22 protein-coding genes are annotated in these 22910 nt (G+C 68.2%); 14 read left to right on the plus strand and 8 right to left on the minus strand.

Annotation, left to right across the window (positions count from 1 at the left end; all coding sequences use genetic code 11):
- Window positions 1-1347 (plus strand): HD domain-containing phosphohydrolase (locus ACYQ2W_RS13255; protein WP_459867762.1); only part of this gene is annotated, 1347 nt, incomplete at its 5' end.
- Window positions 1348-1353: 6 nt separating this feature from the next.
- Here the strand turns inward: ACYQ2W_RS13255 and yrfG are convergent.
- Entirely contained in the window at window positions 1354-2016 is a 663-nt protein-coding gene (yrfG, locus tag ACYQ2W_RS13260) for a GMP/IMP nucleotidase (RefSeq protein WP_459867765.1), read from the minus strand.
- A gap of 268 nt (window positions 2017-2284) precedes the next feature.
- Between yrfG and nudE the strand changes: the two genes are divergently transcribed.
- Together nudE and cysQ are read left to right on the plus strand one after the other, a co-directional pair.
- Entirely contained in the window at window positions 2285-2848 is a 564-nt protein-coding gene (gene nudE, locus ACYQ2W_RS13265) for an ADP compounds hydrolase NudE (protein WP_459867768.1), read from the plus strand.
- Window positions 2829-3644: a 3'(2'),5'-bisphosphate nucleotidase CysQ gene (cysQ, locus tag ACYQ2W_RS13270; RefSeq protein ID WP_459867771.1), complete on the plus strand. Its 816-nt coding sequence runs from the start codon at window positions 2829-2831 to the stop codon at window positions 3642-3644. The genes nudE and cysQ overlap by 20 nt, the downstream gene beginning before the upstream one ends.
- 154 nt (window positions 3645-3798) lie before the next feature.
- Here the strand turns inward: cysQ and zapD are convergent, their stop codons facing one another.
- The 4 genes from zapD to ACYQ2W_RS13290 form a co-directional block, all read right to left on the minus strand.
- Entirely contained in the window at window positions 3799-4569 is a 771-nt protein-coding gene (gene zapD / locus ACYQ2W_RS13275; RefSeq protein ID WP_459867774.1) for a cell division protein ZapD, read from the minus strand.
- Window positions 4570-4715: 146 nt separating this feature from the next.
- Window positions 4716-5342, minus strand: coding sequence for a dephospho-CoA kinase (gene coaE / locus ACYQ2W_RS13280; protein WP_459867777.1), 627 nt, complete (start codon window positions 5340-5342; stop codon window positions 4716-4718).
- The gene (locus ACYQ2W_RS13285; protein ID WP_459867858.1) at window positions 5342-6202 is read right to left on the minus strand and encodes a prepilin peptidase; all 861 of its coding nucleotides are present in this window, start codon (window positions 6200-6202) and stop codon (window positions 5342-5344) included. Before ACYQ2W_RS13285 ends, coaE begins: the two co-directional genes overlap by 1 nt.
- Window positions 6203-6454: 252 nt before the next feature.
- Window positions 6455-7675, minus strand: a complete 1221-nt coding sequence (locus tag ACYQ2W_RS13290; protein WP_459867780.1) for a type II secretion system F family protein — start codon at window positions 7673-7675, stop codon at window positions 6455-6457.
- A gap of 233 nt (window positions 7676-7908) precedes the next feature.
- Here ACYQ2W_RS13290 and ACYQ2W_RS13295 point away from each other — a divergent pair, with 233 nt between their 5' ends.
- The 11 genes from ACYQ2W_RS13295 to ACYQ2W_RS13345 all read left to right on the plus strand — a co-directional run bounded on the left by ACYQ2W_RS13295 (window position 7909) and on the right by ACYQ2W_RS13345 (window position 20332).
- The gene (locus ACYQ2W_RS13295) at window positions 7909-9081 is read left to right on the plus strand and encodes an ATP-grasp domain-containing protein (RefSeq protein ID WP_459867783.1); all 1173 of its coding nucleotides are present in this window, start codon (window positions 7909-7911) and stop codon (window positions 9079-9081) included.
- Window positions 9072-10238: a Gfo/Idh/MocA family protein gene (locus ACYQ2W_RS13300; RefSeq protein ID WP_459867786.1), complete on the plus strand. Its 1167-nt coding sequence runs from the start codon at window positions 9072-9074 to the stop codon at window positions 10236-10238. The genes ACYQ2W_RS13295 and ACYQ2W_RS13300 overlap by 10 nt, the downstream gene beginning before the upstream one ends.
- Entirely contained in the window at window positions 10235-11344 is a 1110-nt protein-coding gene (locus ACYQ2W_RS13305) for an FkbM family methyltransferase (RefSeq protein WP_459867789.1), read from the plus strand. The genes ACYQ2W_RS13300 and ACYQ2W_RS13305 overlap by 4 nt, the downstream gene beginning before the upstream one ends.
- A gap of 37 nt (window positions 11345-11381) precedes the next feature.
- Entirely contained in the window at window positions 11382-12542 is a 1161-nt protein-coding gene (locus tag ACYQ2W_RS13310; RefSeq protein ID WP_459867792.1) for an iron-containing alcohol dehydrogenase, read from the plus strand.
- A gap of 11 nt (window positions 12543-12553) precedes the next feature.
- A complete protein-coding gene (locus ACYQ2W_RS13315; protein ID WP_459867795.1) occupies window positions 12554-13756 on the plus strand; it encodes a hypothetical protein in 1203 nt (400 codons plus the stop codon).
- Window positions 13743-15065 carry a radical SAM protein gene (locus tag ACYQ2W_RS13320; protein WP_459867798.1) on the plus strand — a complete coding sequence of 441 codons (1323 nt, stop codon included), beginning with the start codon at window positions 13743-13745 and terminating at the stop codon, window positions 15063-15065. Before ACYQ2W_RS13315 ends, ACYQ2W_RS13320 begins: the two co-directional genes overlap by 14 nt.
- 56 nt (window positions 15066-15121) lie before the next feature.
- A complete protein-coding gene (locus tag ACYQ2W_RS13325) occupies window positions 15122-15532 on the plus strand; it encodes a sugar 3,4-ketoisomerase (protein ID WP_459867801.1) in 411 nt (136 codons plus the stop codon).
- Between the two features lie 313 nt (window positions 15533-15845).
- A complete protein-coding gene (locus ACYQ2W_RS13330; protein ID WP_459867804.1) occupies window positions 15846-16934 on the plus strand; it encodes a DegT/DnrJ/EryC1/StrS family aminotransferase in 1089 nt (362 codons plus the stop codon).
- Window positions 16935-16967: 33 nt separating this feature from the next.
- Window positions 16968-18032, plus strand: a complete 1065-nt coding sequence (locus ACYQ2W_RS13335) for a class I SAM-dependent methyltransferase (protein WP_459867807.1) — start codon at window positions 16968-16970, stop codon at window positions 18030-18032.
- Window positions 18033-18077: 45 nt separating this feature from the next.
- On the plus strand, window positions 18078-19340 hold the full coding sequence (locus ACYQ2W_RS13340) for an O-antigen translocase (RefSeq protein WP_459867810.1): 1263 nt from the start codon (window positions 18078-18080) through the stop codon (window positions 19338-19340).
- Window positions 19337-20332 (plus strand): glycosyltransferase, encoded by a 996-nt coding sequence (locus ACYQ2W_RS13345; RefSeq protein ID WP_459867813.1) that lies wholly within the window; start codon window positions 19337-19339, stop codon window positions 20330-20332. The genes ACYQ2W_RS13340 and ACYQ2W_RS13345 overlap by 4 nt, the downstream gene beginning before the upstream one ends.
- Here the strand turns inward: ACYQ2W_RS13345 and ACYQ2W_RS13350 are convergent.
- The 3 genes from ACYQ2W_RS13350 to ACYQ2W_RS13360 are packed head-to-tail and all read right to left on the minus strand — an operon-like array spanning window position 20318 to window position 22903.
- A complete protein-coding gene (locus ACYQ2W_RS13350; RefSeq protein WP_459867816.1) occupies window positions 20318-21319 on the minus strand; it encodes a glycosyltransferase in 1002 nt (333 codons plus the stop codon). The two genes, ACYQ2W_RS13345 and ACYQ2W_RS13350, sit on opposite strands and share 15 nt — an antisense overlap.
- Entirely contained in the window at window positions 21304-22419 is a 1116-nt protein-coding gene (locus tag ACYQ2W_RS13355) for a glycosyltransferase family 4 protein (RefSeq protein WP_459867819.1), read from the minus strand. The genes ACYQ2W_RS13350 and ACYQ2W_RS13355 overlap by 16 nt, the downstream gene beginning before the upstream one ends.
- Before the next feature lie 22 nt (window positions 22420-22441).
- Window positions 22442-22903: a pilin gene (locus tag ACYQ2W_RS13360; protein WP_459867861.1), complete on the minus strand. Its 462-nt coding sequence runs from the start codon at window positions 22901-22903 to the stop codon at window positions 22442-22444.
- Window positions 22904-22910 lie beyond the last annotated feature (7 nt).

A 22910-nucleotide genomic window follows, 5' to 3' on the forward strand; every position in this document is an offset into this window, starting at 1 on the left:
CTGTCGATGCTCGGCTTCACCCTGCTATTGGTGGCGGCGATCCTCTGGCTGCTCCGGCGCCGCTTCCTGCGCCCCCTGGCCAGCACCGTGAGCGGCTTCGAGAAGGTCGCCAACGGCGCCTTCGGCTACCAGGTGCCGATCGAGCGCCACGACGAACTGGGGCGCATGGGCGAGGCCTTCAACCAGCTCTCCGGCCGCCTCTTCGCGCTGTTCCGCCTGACCGGCCGGATCAACGAGGCGCAGAGCCTCGACGAGACCCTGACCTTCGTTTTCGACGAGTTCCGCGACCTGCTACCCACCGACTGGGTCGGCCTGCTCACCCTCGACCAGACCGGCGAGCGCTTCGTCCTGGAGCGGCTCTACAGCGACGGCCCCACCACCCTCCTCGAAGGGAGCCGCTTCGACGCCGATGGATCGCTGCTGGCGACCGCCATGGAGACCCGCGAACCGCTCCATCTGCCGGACCTCGGCGACGTCGCCGCCACCAACCCCCACGCCCGCTTCGCCGCGGAACTGGAGCGCGACGGCCGCCGTTCGGCCCTCTTCTTCCCGCTCTCCACCGAGCGGCACACCACCGAACACCACTGGGGTGCGGTGCTGGTCTTCGCCAGCCAGCGGCCCGCGGCCTACCGCCCGGACCACCTGGAGCTGCTCGGCAACATCGCCGGTCAGGTGAGCCAGGGGTTCGAGAAGACCGTAATCACCGAACACCTGGTGGTTTCGGCGGTCTCCGGCCTGGCCAAGCTGGCCGAAAGCCGCGACCCGGAGACCGGCGACCATCTGATGCGGATGAGCCTCTACTCCGCCATCGTCGCCGAGGAGATGAACCGCGAGGGCCCCCACCGCGGCCGACTGCCGGCCGCCGCGGTGCGCGACATCCTGCGCTTCGCACCGATGCACGACATCGGCAAGGTGGGGATCGAGGACGGCATTCTGCTCAAGCCGGGCCGGCTCACCGACGAGGAACGCCGCGAGATGGAGCGCCACCCGGGCATCGGTGGCGACGTGCTGCGGCGCTGCGAGATTCAGATGAACGCGGTGGGGCGTAGCGTCTTCCGCATCGGCATCGAGATCGCCGAGGGACACCATGAGAAATGGAGCGGCGGCGGCTACCCCAACGGGCTGGCCGGCGAGGCGATCCCGCTCTCGGCGCGCATCGTCGCCGCCGCCGACGTCTTCGACGCCCTCACCTCGAAACGTCCCTACAAGGAGGCGTGGCCGGTGGAGAAGGCCCTCGAGCTGATGAACGAGGAGGCGGGCCTGCATTTCGACCCGGAGGTGATCGCCGCCTTCAACCGCGCCCTACCGCGGGTGATGGAGATCTACGAGCGGCACAAACATGTGTGATTTTCGCTAAAAAATCACATTAGGCATGATGGCCGAGAAGTCGTCGATGGCGGCGAACTCCTCGGTATCCTTCTCCCCCATCCGGGTGTCGGGCCGGCGCACCGCCAGCAGATGACGGATGCCGTAGGCCTCGGCCGAACGCAGCACCGGCAGGCTGTCGTCCACCAGCAGCGTGCGCGCCGGATCGTACGCCTCATGCCCGCGCAGTAGCGGCCAGAAGCCCGGATCCTCCTTCGGCACACCGATCTGGTGGGAGGTGAAGACCCGGTCGAAGTGGCCGCCGAGTCGGGTCCGCGCCAGCTTCAGGTCGAGCACCTTGGTGTGGGCATTGGTCACCAGCAGCATCCGCCGGCCGGCCGCGCGCACCGCGTCGAGGAACTCCACCACGTGGGGGTGGACCGCGATCAGATGCTCCACCTCCAGCTTGAGCAGCGGGATGTCCATCCCCAGCTCGGCGCTCCAATAGTCCACCGAGTACCAATCCAAAGTCCCCTCCACCGCCCGGTAGCGCGGCACCAGCTCCGCCTTGGCCTCCGCCAATGAAAGACCATGAAGCTCCGCCCAGCGACGGGGTACGTGCTCCAGCCAGAAGTGGTTGTCGAAGTGGAGGTCGAGCAGGGTACCGTCCATGTCCAGCAGGACGGTGTCGATTTGGTTCCAGTCAATCATTCGCCCATTGTCGGCGATCGGCGGGCGGCTGTCAGCTAGGGGATAGGGAATAGGGAATAGGGAATAGGGAATAGGGAATAGGGAATAGGGAATAGGGAATAGGGAATAGGATTGGGAGGCACGTTACGGCGTCAATCCTCTCCGAAGAATCAGGGAGAAAAAAATCACCATCATGCGGCTCCGCCACCACAACTAACCCCTAATCCCTAACCCCCAACCCCTAAGGTATACTGTCCCCGCCCGCCGCCGGGCGCAGACGATTGGGAACATGCCGAAACTCCCCCGTATCATCGACCGCCGCACCGCCGCGCGCACCCGGCTGTTCCACGTCGAGCAGCTTGATCTTCAATTCTCCAACGGCAACATCGCCCACTACGAGCGGCTGGCCGGCGCCGAAGGGGGCGCGGTGTTGGTGGTGCCGATGCTCGACGAGCGGACGGTGCTGCTGATCCGCGAGTACGCCGCCGGCGTCCACCGCTACGAGCTGGGGTTGCCGAAGGGGAAGATCGAGGGCGCCGAGCCGCTGCTGGAAGCCGCCGACCGGGAGATCCAGGAGGAGGTCGGCTACGGCGCGCGGCGGTTGCGCCACCTCACCACCCTCTCCGTCGCCCCCGGCTACCTCGCCTTCTCCACCCACATCGTGCTCGCCCAGGAACTCTACCCCTCACGCCTGGAGGGGGACGAGCCGGAAGAGATCGAGGTGGTACCCTGGCGCCTCGACCGCCTGGAGGCGCTGCTGCGCGAGGAGGACTTCACCGAGGCGCGCAGCCTCGCCGCCCTCTATCTGGTGCGCGACACCCTGGAGCGTGAACGTGTGGCAGCCGACGCCTGAGGCGCTGGAGGCGCTGATCGAGCCGGTGGTGGCAGTGGCCCACGCCGCCGGACGGGAGATCCTGCGCCGCTACGAAGGCGAGGTGGAGGTCACCTCGAAATCCGACAACACCCCGCTGACCGCCGCCGATCTGGCCGCCCACGAGGCGTTGGTGGCCGGTCTGGGGGCGCTCTCGCCGGCCCTGCCGCTGCTCTCTGAGGAGTCGGCGGAGATCCCCTTCGACGAACGCGCCGGCTGGCCCAGCTACTGGCTCGCCGACCCCCTCGACGGCACTCGCCACTTCATCCGCCGGGACGGCGAGTTCTGCGTCTGCATCGCCCTGATCCACCAACACCGCCCGCTGCTCGGGGTGATCCACGCGCCGCTCGGCGACACCGACTACTTCGCCCGCCTCGGCGGTGGCGCCTGGTGCCGGACAGCCGACGGTGCCACCCGGCGACTCGCCAGCCGCCGCCCGGCGGCCTCACCGCCCACCGTCGCCACCGGCCGCTTCCACCGCGGCCCGGCCCTGGAAACGCTGCTGGAGCGACTTGGCGAACATCGCTCGGTGACCCTCGGCAGCGCCCTCAAATCGTGCTTGGTGGCCGCCGGAGAGGTGGACCTCTACGCCCGCCTCGGCCCCACCTCCGAGTGGGACACCGCCGCCGCCCAGATCCTGCTGGAGGAGGCCGGCGGCGCGCTGGTCGACACCGACCTCCAGCCGCTGCGCTACAACACCAGGCCGGAACTCACCAATCCCCACTTCCTCGCCGTCGGCGACCCCGCCCACGACTGGTCCCGCTACCTTCCCGACTGAGTTCTTCCAAGCGCTCGCGAAAAACGCGGAGGACGCAAAGAAGAAAATTGAGGATTTGCACCCCAAATCCGGCCTGCCTTTCACTCGAACGCTTCTTCTCTGCGATCTCTGCGTCTTTGCGTTCTCCGCGTTTTTCCCGATGAGTGCGAAAGAACTAAATAACGCAGATGACCAGTTCGAATTCGAGGTCTTCGGCCAGTTGGGTCGGGCGCTCATTGAAGCCGCGGTGTTCCAGGAAGCGGATGGTGAAGCGGTGCTTGCCGCCGCTCACCTCCGGATAGCAGGGGATCTCGGGGGGAATGGCGACGCGCACCATCTGGCAGGGGAGATTGCTGGGAAGGGTCATCTGGAAGCCACCGCCGACGGCGATCTCGTGGGAGGGGGTGGCGCTGTGGCGAATCAGCCGAAGCGTCGCGGTGACCGCCTGCTGGGCCGGCTCGAAGCCGGACATCCACTCCTCCATATCGGCCACCCGCTGCTCCTGCGGCAGTTGCAGCCAATAGTGGTAGATCGGCAGGTCGAAGTCGCAGGTGCCGCCGGGAATGGCGCTGCGCTGGCGGATGGTGGCGAGAAAGTCGTTGTCCTTGAGGTGAGCCCCGATCTGCCCGGGGTTGGACTGGAGACGATCGCCGATCTCGGTCAGCTCATCGAGCACGCTACGCAACCGCTGGCCATCGACCCCGGGACTGCGCTCCAGGCGATGGAGGGTCGCCGCATGACGCTCCAGCTCCTTCAGCAGCTCCCCCTTCAGGTCGGCACGACTGAACAGCGCATAGATCTCCAGCAGCGTAGAGACACTGGAACGGCTCTCCCACACCGACTGCCCGTGCAGGAAATGGCGCGCCTGCTTGAACAGGAACTCGAGCCGGAGAAGGGTCCGAATTCGCTCATTAAGCGGCTGTTCGTAAATGATTTTTTTCTGCACGACCCGACCTGGGGGGAAGACATCGGTGGAGGATAATTAACCAACGGCTATTGTCCACCACCCCTTTCTGAGGGTAAAGACCCTTATTCGGGCGGAAGGTGCAAGGAAGATAGCCCCTACGGATTACAATGCAAGCCGATGTGCGCTCAAGCCCGCGCTCCAGCCGCCCCATCGGCAGCGAGCACCAGGTATTTCCGATGCAGGGCAGCCACCTCGGCGTCCAACGCATCCAGCCCACCGCCGTTGACGATCACCTCGTCGGCCCACGCCAGGCGCTCGTCGCGGGAGGCCTGGGCGGCGAAGATCCGATCGATGGTCTCCTCATCCAACCCGTCCCGCGCCACCACCCGGGCACGCCGCACCCCGTCGGGGGCATCCACCACCAGCACCCGCTGCGCCAACTCGCGGCCGCCTCCCTCGACAAGCAGCGGGATCACCACGATGCAGTAGCGGGCGTCCAGGGCCGCCACCCGGCGGCGCACCTCGGCACGGATCAAGGGGTGGAGGATCGCCTCCAGGCGGCGCCGCTCGGCGGGGGCGGCGAAGACCCGGTGGCGCAATGCGGCGCGGTCGAGCCGCCCGTCGCCGTCGAGCACCGCCCCGCCGAACGCCTCGACCACCGCGGCAAGCCCCGGCGTCCCCGGCCGCACCACCTCGCGGGCGATCACGTCGGTGTCGACCACCGGCACCCCGCGGGCCGCGAAGCGCTCGGAGACTGCGCTCTTGCCGCTGCCGATGCCGCCGGTCAGCGCCACCACCAGGGCGGGCGCCATCAGAACGCCAGCCGCCAGTAGGCAGCGATCAGCCGATCCCCCCAGAGCAGGCCGATCAACCCGGCGGCGGCGATGTAGGGGCCGAACGGGATCGGCACGTTGCGGTCGTGGCGACGCAACACCATCAACCCCACCCCGACCACCGCCCCCACCAGCGAGGAGAGCAGGATCACCACCGGCAGCAACTGCCAACCGCCCCACGCCCCGATCACCGCCAGCAGCTTGAAGTCGCCATAGCCCATCCCCTCCTTGCCGGTGAGCAGCTTGAACAGCTGGTAGACACTCCATAACGAGAGATAGCCCGCCATGGCGCCAAGGATCGCCTGTTCGGCGGAGACGAAGAGCCCACCGAGACTGAGCGCCAGCCCCAGCCAGAGCAGCGGCAGGACGATGTCGTCCGGCAGCAGCTGGGTGCGCAGGTCGATCACCGAGGCGGCCAGCAGCCCCCAGCAGAGCACCAGCATCGCCAGCCCCTGCCAAGTGGGGCCAAAGTGCCACACCACCGCCAGCGCGAGCAGCCCGCTCACCCCCTCCACCAGCGGGTATTGGAGGGAGATCGGCGCCCCACACCCCGAACAGCGCCCGCGCAGCAGCAACCAGCTGATCAGCGGGACGTTCTCCCAGGGGCGGATGGCGTGACCGCACTTCGGGCAGCGGGAGCGGTCGAAGACCAGCCCCGGCGGAGGCTCCTCCGCCTCGCCCTCCAGCCCCATGAACTCCCGACACTGGCTGCGCCACTCCCACTCCATCCGCGGCGGCAGCCGCAGGATCACCACATTGAGAAAACTGCCGACCACCAGCCCGAACAGCAGGGCGGCGGGGAGATAGAGCCCCGGCAGACGCAGGGCGGTATCGATCATCTCCATAGAAGTAAATCCACAGTGCGGGGAATGGCAGAGAAGAGAGAAGAAATGGACAGGATTAACAGGATTTTTCAGGATTTACAGGTTTGCGGAGTGAATACCCCTTGCACGTGCACGAATTCGTATTCGAATCTTCCCGAACCCGATAGCTGGTCATCCACAATTCGCATTTTCGGATAGCCGCGCGCACCATGGAAGAACCTGTAAATCCTGAAAAATCCTGTCCATTCCGAAATTTGAGCGGTGTCGCTACACCACCTCGCCCATCTTGAAGATCGGCAGGTACATGGCGACCACCAGGCCGCCGACCACCACGCCGAGGAAGGCCATGATCATCGGCTCCATCAGGCTGGATAGCGCATCCACCGCATTGTCCACCTCCTCCTCGTAGAAGTCGGCCACCTTGCCGAGCATGTCCTCCAGGGCGCCCGACTCCTCGCCGATCGCCACCATCTGGATCATCATGTTGGGGAACAGCTGGGTCTCGCGCATGACGAACTGGAGCTGCTGACCGGAAGCCACCTCGTCCTTCATCGCCAGGGTCGCCTTCTCGTAGACGATGTTGCCGGTGGCCCCCGCCACCGAGGTCATCGCATCCACCATCGGCACGCCCGCGGCGAACATGGTGGCGAGGGTGCGGGCGAAGCGCGCGATCGCCGCCTTGAAGACGATGTCGCCGAAGACTGGAAAGCGCAACGCGATCCGGTCGAGGATCTCGCGGAACTTGCGCGAGCGCTTCTTGGTCTCCATGAACACGTAGACCACCCCGCCGACGCCGCCGAAGATCGCCCACCACCACTCCTGGAACACCACCGAAAGGTTGATCACCATCTGGGTAAAGGCGGGCAGCTCGGCGCCGAAGCCGTTGAAAAGCTCCTGGAACTGGGGCACCACGAAGATCAGCAGGATCGCCGAAACGATGAAGGCCACCACCACCACCGCGATCGGATAGAACAGCGCCTTCTTGATCTTCCCCTTGAGGCTCTCCGACTTCTCCTTGTAGGTGGCGATCTTGTCGAGCATCGTCTCCAGGGCGCCGGAGGCCTCACCGGCGTTGACCAGGTTGACGAACAGATCGTCGAAGTAGAAAGGGTGCTTGGCCAGCGCATCGCCCAGCGCCGCGCCCCCCTCCACCTCCGACTTGATGTCCATGATCAGCTTCTCCATCGACGGGTTCTCATGACCCCGCCCGACGATGTCGAAGGCCTGGATCAGCGGCACGCCGGAACTCATCATGGTTGCCATCTGACGAGCAAAGATGGCGATCTCACCGGGGGTGATCTTCTTCCCGCCGCCACCGAACAGCGCCTTCGGCTTCTTCTTCACCTTCAGCGGGGTGATCCCCTGGCGGCGCAGGGCAGCCTTCACCAGCGCATCGCCAGCCCCGGGCATCTCGCCCTTGACCCGCTTGCCCTGCTTGTTGGTCCCCTCCCAGAGGAAGGTGTCTTGTTTCTTCTCTTTTTCCGCCATAATTCTGCCACCCGAGTTCGGGGCACAGCGCGCCTAGGGCCTTGAAGTATCCAGGATATCCCCCCACCTGTACAGCGGCCCCCGGGCGATCGGCACGCATCGTTCGGCGAAACCGTCGCCGGAGGGGTTGGCGCGGTGGGAAAGGTCGAATCCCGGGTTTCGGCGGTTGGCATTTCGGCTCTTTTGCGGCTACGGTAAACACCCCCCTGGATAAATCCGCCAGAGACCAACGTTTGTCTGCCACGCCTCCCATCCTGCTCGTAGGCACCAGTTTCAGCGCCGCGCCGCTGCTCCATGCCCTCAAGGCGATGGGGCGGCAGGTGGCGGTTTGCGGCGCCGCGCCGAACGACCCTTGCGTCGCCTGGGCCGACCGCTACTTCCCGATCGACTATTCCGACCCTCACGCCCTCCTCGAGCTGGTGCGCAGCGAAGGCTTTTCCGCCCTATGCCCGAGCTGCAACGACTACGCCTATCTCTCCGCCGCCACCGCCGCCACCGCCCTCGGCCTCCCCGGCTTCGACCGGCCGGAAGCGACCACCACCCTCCACGACAAGGCCGCCTTCCGCGCCTTCGCGCAGCGCGAGGGGCTCCCCGTGCCCCGGGCGAGGCCGGCGGACGCCGCAACGCTCTCCGATCTGCGCTACCCGGTGCTGGTCAAACCAACGGACAGCTTCAGCGGCCGGGGGTGCGTGAAACTGGATGACCCGGCGGGCCTGCCGGAGGCCATTACAGAGGCCCGCCGGGTCTCGCGCCGCGCCGAAGCCGTGGTGGAGGAGTTCATCGACGGCGCCCTGCACAGCCACTCCGCCTTCCTGCGCGGCCAAGCCGTCGCGGCGGAGGTCTTCGTCGACGAGTTCTGCACGGTCTACCCCTATCAGGTGAACTGCTCCAACGCCCCCTCCCGACTGGGAGCGGCGCTACGTCGACGGGTGCGCGAGAGCATCGACCACCTCGCCACAACGCTGGACTTGACCGACGGCCTGCTGCACACCCAGTTCATGGTGCGCGGCGACGAGTTCTTCCTCATCGAGTGCATGCGGCGCTGCCCCGGAGACCTCTACTCCCATCTGGTTTCCCTCTCCACCGGCGTGCCCTACATCGAGAACTACCTGCGCCCCTTCCTCGGCCAACCGATGGCGTTTCCCGAGCAGACCGCCATCCCCTGGGCACGACACACCCTCTCGCTGCCCACGGACGCCGTCATCTGGTCGTTCAGCCAGCGCCTGCCGGCCGCGGAGGTCCGCTACTATCCCCTGCGCGAGAGCGGCAGCCAGGTGCGCGGCGCGCCTTACGACAAGTTCGCCATCCTGTTCGCCCGCTTTGAGGAGACGGGACGCCTGTTCGAGATCACCCCTGCCCTGCAGGACTACCTGTCCCTGAACACGGGAGAGCAGACGTGCCGCTGACCGACGACCACGCCCCACCGGCCCCCGCCCCCCCACTGAAGGTGGCCTTCATCGGTGGCGGGATCAACTCCGCGGTGGGCGGCGCCCATTTCAACGCGCTGCACCTCGACGGTCTCTATGAGCTGGTGGCCGGCAGCTTCAGCCGCGACCCCACCACCAATGCCGCAAGCGCGCACCGCTACGGCGTCCCGGCGGAGCGCACCTACGCGCGCGCCGCCACCCTGATCGAGCGGGAGGCGGACGCCCTCGACGCGGTGATCGTGCTGACGCCGACCACCGCCCATGTCCCGCCGGTGGTCGCCGCGCTGGAGGCCGGCATCCCGGTGATCTGCGAAAAGGCGCTGGCCAGCAATCTCGACGAGGTTGCCGCGATCCGCCAGGCGGAGGCGCGTAGCGGCGGCTTCCTCGCGGTGACCTACAACTACACCGGCTACCCCGCCCTGCGCGAGCTGCGCGCCCTGATCCAGGCGGGACGACTGGGCCGCATCCTCCACTTCGTCGCCGAGATGCCCCAGGAGGGCTTCATCCGCCGCGGCGCGGAGGGCAATCCGCTGATCCCCCAGGCGTGGCGCCTGCAGGATGGCCCGGTGCCCACCGTCTACCTCGACCTCGGGGTGCACCTGCACCAGATCGCCGACTACCTGACCGGGGCGCGCCCCCGGCGGGTGACGGGCTTCCACAGCTCCTACGGCAACTTCACCGAAATCGTCGATTTCGTCAGCGCAGCGGTGGAGTACGAAAACGGCATCTTCGGCGACTTCTACTTCGGCAAGTCCATGCTCGGCTACCGCAACGGCCTGAAGATCCGCATCTTCGGCAGCGACGCCAGCGCCGAGTGGGAGCAGGTCAACCCGGAGACGATCCGCCTGGCCCATGCCGACGGCCGCATCGAGACCCTCGACCGCGGGGCCGCCGTCCTGGTCTGCAACCAGCCGCGCTACACCCGCTTCAAGGCCGGCCATCCGGCGGGCTACATCGAGGCCTTCGCCAACCTGTACGTCGACCTCCACGAGGCACTGGACCGTTTCCACGCCGGGGAGCCATGGCAGTCGGCGGACGTCGCCGGCTCGGGCCTGGCCCACGACGGCCTGCGCCTGCTCGACGCCATGGCGCGCGCCGCTGCAGGCGGTTCGGCGGTGGAGCTGGACGCTCGATGAGCGGGTCAGCGGAGACCGGGCTGATCGACGCCCTGGAGGCGTGGCGGGCGAGCCTATCCGGCCCGGCCCGGGCGTTGGCCGCGGCCGTGCTCGACGGCGAGCTGCCCTGTTTCGTGCTGGGGCGCAATCCGCACAGCGCGTTCATCGCCCAACACCTCCCACTGGCCGGCGTGATCGACGATTTCGCCGCGCAAACGCCCCACTGGCACGGGCTGCCGGTGCTCCCCGGCCACGACCTCCCGGCGGGCGCCGCGGTGATCAATGCGGTGCTGCACCGTCGCCCGCACCAAGCGCTGGAACGCCTCGCCAGCCTGCCGGCCCAGCCGCAGGTGCTGCACTACGCCGACCTCACCCGCCAGGCCCCGCAGCGCTGCCCGCCACTCCCCTTCTGCGCCGAGGCCGAGGCGGTGCTGCGCGGCCACGAGAGCGCCTTCAGCGCACTCCTCGAGCGCTTCGCCGACGCCGACTCCCGCCGCACCTGCCGCGACGTCCTGCTCTACCGCCTGACCGGCGACCCCTCCTTCACCGCGGGCTATCGCCTGCGCGACCCGGAGCAGTACTTCGACCTGCCCCTGGGCCTGCCCGCCGCCCCGGTCTTCGTCGACGGCGGCGCCTACCGGGGGGAGACCACGGAGCTCTTCTGCCGCCACTATCCGGACTATGCCGGGGTCCACCTGTTCGAACCCAACCCCGGCTCGATGACGGCGGCCCGCGCCCGACTGGCCGACCATCGCGACGTCGCCTTCCACCCCAACGCCCTGGGGGAGCGGCGGCAACGCCTCGCCTTCGACGCCTCCGCCGCCAACGCCTCGCGCATCGCCGCGGAGGGCGGCGAGGAGGTGGAGGTAGTGGCGCTTGACGAGACCATCGAGCGCGCCGACTTCATCAAGTTCGACCTCGAAGGGTTCGAACCCAAGGCGCTGGCGGGCTCCCGGCGACTCATCCGCGACCACCATCCGGCGCTGGCCATCTGCGTCTATCACCACCCCAAGGACTTCATCGACGTGCCCGAGCAGGTGCTCTCCGTACAGGGGGATTACCAGCTGCGCCTGCGCCACTACACCGAGGGCTGGGAAGAGACGGTGATATACTTCACCCGTGCCTGAACCGGGTGCGGCGACGACGATCAGGCAACCTACCCCGATGAACAACTTCTACAGCTACAACCCTACCAAGATCCTCTTCGGCCGCGGCATGATCGGCCGCATCGGCGCCGAGCTGACCGACGTCCGACGGATCCTGCTCCTCTACGGCCGCGGCTCGATCCACCGCCACGGCGTCTACGACCAGGTGCGCCAGGCCATCGGCGAGATCTCGCTGGTGGAGTTCGGCGGCATCGAGCCCAACCCGGAGTACGAGATCTGCCTGGAGGCGATCGACGTCGCCCGCCGGGAGCAGGTCGACTTCATCCTCGCGGTGGGCGGCGGCTCGGTGATCGACGCCGCCAAGTTCATCGCCCTGGCCACCCACTTCGACGGCGACGAGCCCTGGCGTATCATCACCGGCGAGGCCGCCGCGCCGGCGCGGGTGCTGCCGGTGGGTTGCATTCAGACCGTGCCCGCCACCGGCTCCGAGGGTAACAACGCCTTCGTGCTGAGCCGCCGCGCACTCCACAGCAAGCTCTCCTACTGTGCCCTGAGCCTCTACCCCCGCTTCAGCGTGCTCGACCCGGAGACGACCCTGACCATCCCCGCCGAGCGCACCGCCATGGGCCTGGCCGACATGTTCGTCCACGCGCTGGAGCAGTACGCCACCTACCCGGCGGCGGCACCGCTGCAGGAGCGCCAGGCCGAGGCGATCCTCGCCACCGTGGCGGAGATCGCCGAGCCGCTGCTGGGACGGCCGGACGACTACGACCTGCGCGCCGCCGCCATGTGGTGCGGCGCCCAGGCGGTGAACGGCCTGATCAGCCGCGGCGTGCCCGTCGACTGGGCCACCCACGCCATCGGCCACGAGCTGACCGCCCTCTACGACCTGCCCCACGCGCAGACCCTCTCCATCGTGCTCGGCGGGGTCTACCGCCACCAGCTCGCCGCCAAGATGGCAAGGCTTGCGCAGTACGGCCGCCGCATCTGGGGACTCTCCGGCCCGGACGAGGCGGTGGCGCCGGCCGCCATCGAACAGACCGAGTCCTTCTTCGAGCGCCTCGGCCTGCCGATCCGCTTTTCGGCCATCGGCCTCGACGGCGAGGCGGTGGCGGAACGGGTCCGCGCCCACCTCGCCGCCCGCGACTTCAAGAACCTGGGCGAGCAGGGCACCATCGACCTGGACGCCGTCGCGACGATCCTCGCATCGCGGGCCTGAGCCGCGACCCCATGCCCCCCCTCACCACACGGCAAGGCCTCCCCGCGGAGGCGCTGCGCGAACGGATCGGCCGGCGCGAGCTGCTGATCTGGGGCCGCGGCGAGCTGGCCGAGGACGTGGCGGTCAGCCTGCAGAAGATGGGGCTCTCCCCGAAAGGCTTCCTCCACGACCGGCCACAGCCGGGCGCCCGCTGCCGCGGCCGGCCGGTGTTCCCCGCCGCCGAAGCCCTGAGCGGCGGCCCCGCCCCGTTCATCGTCATCGCCGCCGCCGCCTACCGCCGCGAGGCAGAGGCGAAATGCGCGGCGGCCGGGCTGCGCCGGGAGAGCGACTTCCTGACCCACCTGGCGATCCCGCGCCCCCACGCCATCGTGGAGATCGTATCCCCCTCGCCCGCGGGGGAGCGCATGGACCCGGACGACTTCGCCCGCGTGGTCGCCAAGCTGGACGCCGATCTGCCCCTGCTCAGCCATATCGAACTCTCCGCCGAGGGCGACCCCCTGCTCCACCCGGAGCTGCCGGATATCATCCGCCGGGCCGAGCGGGTCGCCCCCTGCTCCGTGGTCACCCGCCTCACCGGAGAGGCCCCGCTGGGACCGGTGCTGGCGGCGGGACCCAGCCGTTTCGAGGTGACGCTCGAAGGGGGCGAGGCGGCCACCCGACCCGCTTTCGCCGCGCGCCTGGAGCAGTTGCGGGAGGCCCTGGCGCAGGCGCCGGAGACCACCTGCCGACTCCGCCTCTACCCGTCGCGCGAGGACCCGCCGGATCTCGCGCGGCGTTGGCGGGAAAGACTCGACGGCAGCGGCATCGGCCTCGCGCTGCACACCCCCTACGTCATGCCCTACGACTACCTCCTCGCCTACGCCGAGAGCGGCGTCCTCTCCGCCGAGGTGCTGCGCCAGGCCGAGCGGCTGCCGTGGGACCTGGAGCGGGCGCTGGCCCAGAGCGCCGCCGACGCCGAGCTCCCCTGCCTGTCGCAGCGGATCTTCCCGATCATCCGACCAAACCGTCCGGTCGTCTTGTGTCACCTGTACCGGGGGCCGGTGCTCGCCGATGATTATTTGGCCATCGGTTGGGAAGAACTGCTGCAACGCCGCCATCGCGCCGAGCAGTGCCGGCGCTGCCAACGCCACGGCCTGCACCGTCTCGACCTGGATGTCCTGCGACGCCGCCACCCGGCCGTCCCCCTTTCGGAGCGTGAACATGACCACCGTTGAAGCCCCCCTCCACTTCCACCGCAAACCGGCGCCGGTGGAGCGGAAACCCATCCCGTTCGTCACTCCCGAGGACTTCCGGCCACGGGTGGAGGGCAAGACCGTCTACATCTTCTCGGTGAACCTCGAGGGGATCGGCTTCCTGCGGCGCTTCACCCGCCTCGGCCTCGACGTGGGGGGATTCATCGACTCCCGGCCGTTCAAGGACGGGATGAAACGGGGCAAGCCGGTGATCCCGCCCGACACCTTCTTCCAGGGCGAGCTGAGCGACGCCTTCGTGCTGATCACCGCCAAGCACCGTGAGACCCGGCGCTGGGCCATCGAGCTGTGCGAGCGCCACGGCCTGGAGCGCAACCGCGGCTACATGACCTCCACCGACCTGTGCGACTACCTGCCGACCATCGAGGTCGCCGGCATCTGCAACCTGCACTGCATCTCCTGCAACATGGGCCTGCCCGACGCCAACAAGGCGGGGGGGCTGATGTCCGCCGCCACCTATCGCCAGGTGCTGGGCAAGATGAGCGAGGAGATCCCGTTCATCAACTCCGTCTACCTCTATCTGTGGGGCGAGCCGCTGGTCAACCTGGAGCTGCCCGAAATCCTGCGCATCAGCGCCGAATATGGGGTCGCCACCGAGATCTCCACCAACCTCACCGACGCCCGACACCTGGAACCGGTGGTGGCGGCGGGACCGGACGTGCTGGTGGTGCCCTGCTCCGGTGTCGGCGAGAACTTCGGCCTCACCCGCACCGGGGGCAAATGGGAGAAGTTCCGCACAAACCTCTTCAAGCTGCGCGAATACCTCGACAAGCACGGCGTCGAGACCGTGGTGCGCATCACCTACCACCTCTACAAGCACAACATGGAGCGCGACTACGACGAGGTTGAGGCGCTGGCCCGCGAACTCGGCTTCCAGTTCCTGCCGGTGCTGGCGCAGATCTTCCCGGAACGGGTGCTGCGTCACGTGATCTACGGCGAGGTGATCCCCGAGGAGATGCTGCGCGCCAACGAGATGCTCTACTACCCGATCGCCGAGCAGCTCGCATACGCCCAGGCCAACAAGGAGCGCATCTGCTTCATGATGAAGGTATTCCCTACCGTGCGCTGGAACACCTCGGTGGTGCACTGCAGCAACCTGATGGAACCGGTGCTCGATCCCAGCTATCTGGACACTCCGCTGGAGGAGCTGCTCGCCCACCGCGACGGCAACGGCTTCTGCACCACCTGCATGGATCATGGGATGCACCGCTTTTTCGACGTCTCGGCCTCGGTGAAAATGGAACAGGGCCGACGCGAGGTCACCCGCGGTTGACCTACTTCCAGACTCGCCGAAACGCGGGAGTCGACGGGGATCAAAGGAGCCAACACATGTCGATCAAAGATTGCCGGATCATCGAACTGCCGAAGATCCACGACCGCCGGGGGAACCTCACCTTCATCGAAGGCGGCGTCCAGATCCCCTTCGACATCCAGCGGGTCTACTACCTGTATGACGTGCCGGGGGGCGCCGAACGTGGCGCCCACGCCCACCGCAGCCTGCACCAGTTCATCGTCGCGATGTCGGGCAGCTTCGACGTGGTGCTCAGCGACGGCAGCGAGAGCAAGCGCTTCCACCTCAACCGCTCCTACTTCGGGCTCTACGTCTGCCCGATGATGTGGCGCTTCCTCGACAACTTCTCCTCCGGCTCGGTGTGCATGGTGCTCGCCTCGCGCCACTACGACGAGTCCGACTACATCCGCGACCACGACCAGTTCCTGAGCGAGCGGGGCCTGAGCTAGTGTACTGCCCCGCAATTAATGGCCCTTTCAGCGCCCCCCAGAGACGCCAGGGCAAGGCGCGGTGCGCGGCCAATGGCAACCCCTTGGCAAGCGCCGCAACGCCGGCCTGGCGTCTCTGGGGGGCGCCCTGCGGGCGAGTGGCCAAGCGGCCATCCGCCGCGTCCCCGACAGGGACGTCGGGGAGGGGCGTGAGCAGGACGCGGCAAGCCTTGCGGTCTCTTGAGGCAGGGCGGCTGCCCCGGCGAGCCCGCGCCTTGCGGCTGACCGCTTGGCCGCTCGCTGAAAGGGCCATTAATTGCGGGGCAGTACACTAATGCAGGTCCCGTTCCTCGACCTGCGTGCCGGCTACCGCGAGCTGCGCGCCGAGATCGACGCCGCGATCCTCGCCGTGCTCGACCGCGGCGCCTACATCCTCGGCCCAGAGGTGGAGGCCTTCGAGGCCGAGTTCGCGGCCTACTGCGAGACCGGCCACGCCGTGGGCGTGGCCAACGGCCTCGACGCCCTCCGTCTGGCCCTGCTCGCCCTCGGCGTGGAGCCCGGCGACGAGGTCATCGTCCCCGCCAACACCTTCATCGCCACCTGGCTGGCGGTGAGCCAGTGCGGCGCCACCCCGATCCCGGTGGAGCCGGCCGAGGGCAGCCACACCCTCGACCCACAACGGATCGAGGCGGCGATCGGCCCGCGCACCCGGGTGATCCTGCCGGTGCACCTCTACGGCCACCCGGCGGAGCTGGAGCCGATCCTGGCGATCGCCGAGCGGCACGGTCTGAAGGTGCTGGAGGACGCCGCCCAGGCCCACGGCGCCCGCTACCGGGGGCGGCGTATCGGCGGCCATGGCGACGCCGCGGCGTGGAGCTTCTATCCGGGCAAGAACCTGGGGGCGCTGGGCGACGCCGGCGCAGTCACCACCGACCACCCCGAACTGGCCGAGCGTCTGCGCGTGCTGCGCAACTACGGCTCCCGCGAGAAGTACTTCAACGAAGCGCTGGGCTACAACAGCCGCCTGGACCCGGTACAGGCGGCCGTGCTGCGCGTCAAGTTGCGCCACCTCGACGCCTGGAACGAGCGCCGCCGGGCGATCGCCCGGCGCTACCTGGAGCTCCCCGCCATCGCCGCCCTGGCGCGGCCACAGGCGCCTGCCGATAGCGAATCCGTCTGGCACCTCTTCGTGGTACGCCACCCCGAGCGCAACGCCCTGCAGGCCCGTCTGGCGGAGGCCGGCATCGCCACCCTCATCCACTACCCGCTCCCGCCCCACCGGCAGCAGGCCTACACCCACCTGGGGCTGGCCGCCTCCGCCTTCCCCGTCGCCAACCGCCTGGCCGCCGAGGTCCTCAGCCTGCCCCTCGGGCCGCAGATGACTGAGGAGCAGGTCGGCGCGGTGGAACGGGCCTTCACCTGACCACGCCCCCGACAACCTGCCACCGATCGGACCATGACCCTACGCAATCGCCTCAGCGCCGACCCGCGCATCAAGCACAACGTGGTCTACCAGCTGCTTCAGCCTTCGCTGTGGCAACGCCTCGCCGTCCAGGCCCCAAGCTATCTGCGCTCACGCCTCGCGGGCTATCCGCAAACACGGGAGGCACTCGCGGCGAGCGAATGGATGCGCCAGTGGTGGTACTACTCGATCGAGCTGATGGAGGACTGCGTCACCGAGGGGATCTACCCCGCGGAGACCCCCTTCCTCCCCCGCATGCTGCTGGCCAACGCGGAGCTGGAGGGGATGGAGTGCCTCGACGTCGGTTCCATGGAGGGGGTGATCCCGACCTTGATGAGCCGCAAGGGGGCTCGCCGGGTGGTCGCCACCGACGCCATCTACCACTGCTACCGCAAGTTACTGGCGGTGCAGCACTACCACCACGTGCGCTTCGCCTTCCGCCAGATCGGCACCCTGCACCACGTGGCGCGGAAACTCGGCGCCGACCTGGGCAAGGGCTTCGACCTGATCAACCTGTCGGGCCTGCTCTATCACGTCTACTCGCCCTTCCATGTGCTGGCCGGGGTTCGCCCGGCCCTGCGCGAGGGCGGCTTGATGATCGTCTCCACCAACATCGTCGAGGACCCCGGTTGCATCATGGAGTTCAACGCCCATGGCCGGTTCCAGGAGGAGGCCAACACCTTCTGGTACCTCTCCGCCCCGATGCTGGACTACATGCTGCGCTATTTCTGCCTGGAACCGATCGACTGGCACTACTACCGGCACCCGGCGGAGACGCCGCGCCGTACCGGCGGGCTCTCCATCGTCTGCCGCGCGGTGGAGGATGCCGGCATGGCGCGCGACGACCCCTGGGCGCTGGCCTCCCGCGACAAGTCGTGGGAGTACATCACCGCGATGGGCCCGCCCGCCTTGGGCCGTCTGCCGGGCTCGACAATCCGCTACACGGCCCCCCAAGGCCCGCTGCCCGCCGACTGGACCGACCGCCTCCTGGAACGCCAGGTGGAGCGGGCGCAAGGCAACGCCCAGTCCCACACCCTGCGGCTCACCGATGACGACTAGCCCGCATATCTCGAGAATGCGGGCCAGCGCACACCACGGGCGGACATGGCACTCCAGCTGACCCTCAAGCGCACCTTTCTGCTGACCTCGGCCACCACCACCCTGAAGATCGGCGCCGCGCTGCTCATCAACAAGGTGGTCGCCCTCGAGCTCGGCCCCAGCGGCCTGGCCGCCCTCGGCCAGATGCAGAACGCCATCGCCATCGCCATGACCAGCGGCAGCGGCGGCCTCTCCAACGGGGTCACCAAGCTCCTGGCGGAACGCCACGACGACGAAGCCGACACCGCCCGGGTGCTGCAGGCGGCGCTGCGCGTCCTCGCCGTCGCCTCGCTGCTGGGCGCGGCGCTGACCCTCGTCTGGTCGCGCCCGCTCTCCGCGCACCTCTTCGGCAGCGTTGACTATGCCGGCCACCTCGTCGCCCTGGCCGCCGCCCTCCCGTTGCTGAGCTACGGCATGACCTTCCGTGCCGCGATCAACGGCCGCGCCCTGGTCGGCGTCCTCTCCGGCTTGAATGCCCTACAGACGATCAGCGTCGCCGGCATGATCATCGCCGGCGCCTGGCTGCACGGCCTGGCCGGTGCGCTGGCCGGGCTGATCATCGGCCACACCCTCAGCGTGGCGGTCACCGCGCTCCCCCCGCTACGGCGGCTACTGCCACTGACCCTGCCGTTCCGCGCGGAGATGGGCCGGCATCTGCGCCCGCTGTTCCAGTTCTCCGCCATGACCCTGGTCGGCGCGCTGCTGGTGCCGCTGATCCAGATCGTGATGCGCGGCATCATCACCGACCGTCTCTCCGCCGACGCGGCGGGGATCTGGGAGGCGGTGCTGCGCATCTCGGACACCTACCTGATGTTCGTCACCATACCCCTGGGGATCTATTTCCTGCCCAAGTTCGCCAGCGCCACCGGCGCGGAGCCGACGCGGCGGGAGTTCCACAAGGGCCTGCGCTTCGTCCTCGCCACCGTACCCGCCCTGGGGCTGCTGATCTACCTCAACATCCACTGGGTGGTGCCGCTGCTCTTCTCCCCCAAGTTCGCCGCCATCGGCGAGATCATCGCGCCCCAACTGGTGGGGGACGTGCTGAAGATGCTGATCTGGGTCTGCGGTTACCTGATGCTGGCCCACTCCATGGTCCTCTGGGTGATCCTCGGCGACGTGATCTTCTCGGCGCTGTTCGTCGCCGCCGGTGCCGCACTGATCGACCGTTTCGGCCTGATCGGAGCCTGCTACGCCTACGTCGCCACCAGCACCCTGCACCTGGCCGCCGTGCTCCCCATCCTCTACCGCCATATCCGCCGACTGCGATGACTCCCACCCCGTCCGCTCCCCCGTCCGCCCCGCTGGTGACGCTCATCCTCACCACCTACAACCACGAGCGCTACATCGCCGAGGCGGTCCGTAGCGCCCTGGCACAGACCTACTCACCGCTGGAGATCATCATCTCCGACGACTGCTCGCCCGACCGGACCTACGACATCGCGCGGGAGATCGTCGAGGCCTATCGCGGCCCCCATCAGGTCCGCCTGCTGCGCAACGAGCGGAACCTCGGCCTGATCGCCCACTCGAACCGGGTCTTCTCCCTCTCCCGCGGCGAGCTGATCCTCGGCGGCTCGGGCGACGACGTCTCGCGGCCTCTGCGCACCCAGCGCATGGTGGAGCTCTATCTCCGTGCGGGACGACGCCCACTGCTGATCCACGGCGACGTGCAGTGCATCGACCGGGAGGGAAGGCTACTGGGGGTGAATCGCCCCCCGACCGAACGCCGCTCCATGTCCTTGCGGGAGATCGCCCTGGCCGAGGGGATCTACATCGGCGCCTCGGCCGCCTTCTCCCGCAGCCTGCTGGAGCGCTTCGAGACGATCCGCGAACCCCACGTCTGGGAAGATCTGGTGTGGGGGTTCCGCGCCGCACTGGTGGATGGACTGGTCTACGATCCCGAACCCCTCGTCCTCTACCGTGTGGACATCGGGATCAGCGCCCAGATGGCCTACCAGCGATCCCTGGCCGAGATGCTGGCGGCCAACCGGAAACGGCGGCTGATCCAGTTCCACGTGCTCCGGCAGCGGCTGACCGATGCCCGTTGGGTGGACGCCGACGCGGCGGTGCGACAGGCCCTGGAGAAGCGGGTGGAGGTGGAGGGCATCCGCCTCGCCCTGATGGCCGACCCACTCGCCGCCCTCGCGGAAAACGCCCTGAGGCACCCCTTCAGGCTGCTCTCGGCGTTCGCCCTGGAGGGCCGCGCCTGGGCGAGGTCGGTGGCCAGAAATCTCTTGGCACGCGTGCGCTCAACGGGGATCTGACCCCCCGCGCAGGCCCTGCCCCAAGCCTTGCAGCATGGCCCGCACCTGCTCCCCCCGGCGGGGATCGAACAGCGCATGGACAGTGAAGGTGAGGGCCAGCTTGACCATCGCCCAGAACTTCCACACCCCGGGCACATAGGGGCGGCGCATCAACCACAGCGCATTACGGAAGAGGTAGCGGTGGCGCAGCGCCGAGCGGGCCGGCCAGACCCGCCAGCCGAACAGCCAGTAGCGCAGGCTCTCCTGCCCCATACGGTGGGTGAACAGCGCGCCGGGCACCCCCCACAGCGTGTATCCCCGGGAGAGGGCGCGGAACGCCCACTCGGTGTCCACGTGGTCGATGAACAACCCCTCGTCGAGCCCACCCAATTGGAGGAAGCGCGCCAAGGGGACCAAGGTGCCACTGCCGTTCAGATTGGTGCAGGGCACCAATGTAGGCGAACCCGGCTCGGGGTAGAGGCGTCGCCAACGCCACCCGGTGGATTGATGAAAGCCGTGGGTGAGACCCGTCTGCGCGTCGCGCAGCAGCGGCCCGACGGCCGCCACCGGCTCGCCCCGCAGCTGCAGACCCTCCAGGGCCTCGACGAGGGCTTCGAGGCTGCCGGACTCCGGTTCACTGTCCTGGTCGAGCAGCAGACAATAGCGCGCCTGCGGGAAACGCACCCGTCCCGCCGCGACGCCCTGGTTGATGGCCGCCGCCAGCCCCCGATTGGCGGAGTTGACCACCAGCGACAGATTCGGCACCGACTCCGCCGACTCCGCCAACTCCATCAGCGCCTCGCGGAGCGCGGGCGCGGAGGCGTTGTCCACCAACACCTTGCCGCAGTCCGGCGGCAGGGACGCAAACTGGGCGCGCAACAGCGCCACGTCCGGCTGGTAGGTCACCGTGACCGCGACCAACTCACGCCACTCCCGCGCCGCGGGCAACCGCTCCGCGGCATGGGTGTCACGGGGCGTGCGAACCGCCTGCATCAGCGACCCGCGCACCCCGACACCTCACGCAGCACCTCGGCATAGCGTCCAACCAAGCGCCCCCAGGAGAAGTGGGCGCGCACCGTCTCGCAGGCCCGCTGACGACGCTCGGCAACCGCCTCGGCGTCCTCGGCGGCCAACTCGCCCACGCGCCGCACGAACGCATCGGCATCCCCGCTCGGCAGGCGCCACCCGTTGCCCCCCTCGATCACCGAATCGCGCAACCCCTCCAGATCGGCGGCCACCACCGGCAACCCGTGGAGCCCCGCCTCCAGCACGGTGATGCCGAACCCCTCCATGTCTCCGGGTACCCGCACGTTGGGTTGGATGAAGAGATCGCTACCGCCCATTAACACCGCCTTCGCCCGCTCGTCCACCGCACCGAGCAGCCGCACCCGCTCACCCACACCCGGTTGCCGAAGGAGTGCCTCCAGCCGCGCCCGCTGCGGCCCCTCTCCGGCGACCAGATAGAGCACCCGCCGGTCCAATCGGGGCACCACACGCTCCATGAACCAGGCAACACCCTTGCGCTCCACCAACCGCCCAAGCGTCAACAGGACCGTCCGCCCCTCGATCCGCTCCCCCAGCCATTCGGCCAGCTCCGCGCGAGGGCAAGCCGGCGGGGGCGACTCGACATCGATACCATTGGGGATCGCAACCACCTGCTCGACGGGAAGGTGGAAGGACACAGCACTGGCGGCCGTGGCCCGACTGACCGCGATGAAACGATCGACGGAGCGGAAAAAGAGGCCGACCCACCAACGCTGATAGAAGGGATGCGGATAGGTGAGATCCAGCCCGTGGAGCACGCAGACCACCGGCTTGTGCGGAAAAAGGCGCTTGACCGCCCACCCCACGACGGCGGAGACCCCGTCGCCGAGCAGGACGACATCGACGCGGGGCGCCGTCCACAACGCCCGCAGCACCGCCCACGGCAGGAACAGCGGGAGCAGGCGCTTGCCGCCCCGATTGACGATGGCGTGCACCTCGGCCACGCCGCGCAGATGGTGGAGCAGGGCACGGTTGTGGTTCTCGATTCCACCCACCACCGGAGGGTGGGCGCGCGAGACGAACAGCACCCGCAGCGACCCACCCCCTCCCCGCTCAACGACCACCGAACCCGCTCTCCGCCGACGGCTACTGGCGACAGGCGGAAGGCAGGTACTTGTTGTCAATATCGGTCACATCGGTGCCGTTATCGGTCACCGAGGCGTTGGTGGCGTGACCGCAGAGCCAGACGATCTGGCCGGCGGAGTTGGTGCCCGCGCGAATCGAGACGATCTTGCCGCTGACCTTCTGGTTCACCTTGTTGCCGAAAGTGACGTTGATCGAGCCGTTGGCGACACCGATCTCGGAGACGTAGTTGCCGGTGTAACTGGTCGCCTGCGCCAGGCCCGCCGACGCATTGCTGCTCGGCAGGCGCCCGCGACCGGTCCAGAACTCGATGAAACTCCCCTTCACGTCCGAGGCGAGACCGAGCCCCTCGGTGACCTGGGTGCGAATGGTGTAGTCCTGATAGGCCGGAATCGCGATGGCGGCCAGGATGCCGATTATGGCCACCACGATCATCAGCTCGATAAGAGTAAAACCACGCTGCATGCCGCTC

Source organism: Endothiovibrio diazotrophicus (genome assembly GCF_054657215.1).